At 37.2% G+C, this 1,466-nt stretch carries 3 protein-coding genes; all 3 read left to right on the top strand.

Annotated features, from left to right (window positions below; translation table 11 throughout):
* A partial coding sequence (locus CGS49_RS13470; protein WP_489752636.1) for an ATP synthase beta subunit C-terminal domain-containing protein occupies window positions 1-416 on the top strand: 416 nt, incomplete at its 5' end.
* Window positions 417-428: 12 nt separating this feature from the next.
* Window positions 429-851, top strand: a complete 423-nt coding sequence (locus CGS49_RS13465) for a F0F1 ATP synthase subunit epsilon (protein ID WP_084828550.1) — start codon at window positions 429-431, stop codon at window positions 849-851.
* Window positions 852-1,102: 251 nt separating this feature from the next.
* Window positions 1,103-1,466, top strand: a 364-nt coding sequence (locus tag CGS49_RS13460; protein ID WP_143405880.1) for an FtsW/RodA/SpoVE family cell cycle protein, incomplete at its 3' end; no start/stop codon positions are given.

The following is a 1,466-nucleotide window of genomic DNA, read 5'->3' as shown; positions in this document are numbered from 1 at the left end:
AGTTGACACAAATGGGTATTTACCCAGCTGTTGACCCATTGGCATCAAGCTCACGTGCCCTTTCACCTGAAATTGTTGGTGAAGAACACTATGCTGTTGCGACTGAAGTTCAACGAGTACTTCAACGATACCGTGAATTGCAAGATATTATCGCTATCCTTGGTATGGATGAATTGTCGGACGAAGATAAAACATTGGTTGGACGTGCTCGTCGTATCCAATTCTTCTTGTCACAAAACTTCAATGTTGCTGAACAGTTTACAGGTCAACCAGGTTCTTATGTTCCAGTTGCTGAAACTGTTCGTGGCTTTAAAGAAATCCTTGAAGGTAAATATGACAATCTTCCTGAAGATGCTTTTCGTAGCGTAGGGCCAATTGAGGATGTAGTAGCTAAAGCTAAAGCTATGGGCTACTAATGAGGTGAAGATATGGCACAAATGACCGTACAAGTGGTAACTCCAGATGGTCTTAAATATGACCACCATGCCAGCTTTATCCACGCGGTTACTAAAGATGGTCAAATTGGTATTTTGCCAGGCCATATTAACTTGGTTGCTCCACTTGAAGTGGATGAGCTCAAGGTTCGTCGTGTGGATGACGAGAGTCACGTCGATTGGATTGCCGTAAACGGTGGTATCATCGAAGTTAAAGATGATTTCATTACTATCGTTGCCAATTCAGCAGAACGTGATCGCGACATTGACGTTTCTCGTGCCGAACGTGCCAAGCAACGTACAGAACGTGTCTTGGAAGAAGCAACAAAATCTGATCGTAATGTTGATGTTCAACGTGCTCAGGTTGCTCTCCGTCGAGCACTTAATCGTATCAATGTCGGTACAAAAATAAGATAAAAAAACGGGACCTAAGTCTCGTTTTTTTATTTATCCTTAAAGAAAATATGAGAACTAGCAATATTACCACAGAAAGCTAGTTTACAAATTAATTTGAGTATAAAAGATTAAATAAAAGTTTTAAAGATTAAAACGGTTAATTTAGATTTTACTTTAGTTTAAGATATCAAAGTGTTATAATATAAGCTGTTAGCTTTATGTTTTTTTATGAAATGTAGGGTAACATAATAGAAAGTATGAGTTTTTTAGATATGAAAATTGAAAAGAAACATCTTTTGGACTATACCATCTTGATACCTTATTTAATTTTATCAGTGGTTGGTTTGATTGTTGTTTATTCAACAACGAGTGCTCGTTTAGTAACTTTTGGAGCCAATCCTTTCGCATCAGTTATGAACCAAGGTGCCTTCTGGCTAGTATCCTTATTATTTATCTTTTTTATTTATCGATTGAAATTGAATTTCCTTAGAAAAGATAAGGTCTTAGGAGCTGTAATAATTGTCGAAATTATACTTTTGGTTGTTGCGAAATTTTTCACTAAAGAAATTAATGGAGCGAACGGATGGATTGTACTGGGTCCCTTATCTTTCCAACCAGCGGAATATCTTAAGGTTA

It is taken from the genome of Faecalibacterium langellae (genome assembly GCF_002549775.1).
Classification (GTDB): Bacteria; Bacillota; Clostridia; order Oscillospirales; family Ruminococcaceae; genus Faecalibacterium; species Faecalibacterium langellae.
Note: the sequence above shows the minus strand (reverse complement) of the source record. Positions and strands in the feature narration are given on the sequence as shown.

Bases quoted from the DNA above. Each gene is read 5' to 3' on its own strand.
- CGS49_RS13465 (WP_084828550.1), top strand. From the start codon at position 429: ATGGCACAAATGACCGTACAAGTGGTAACTCCAGATGGTCTTAAATAT.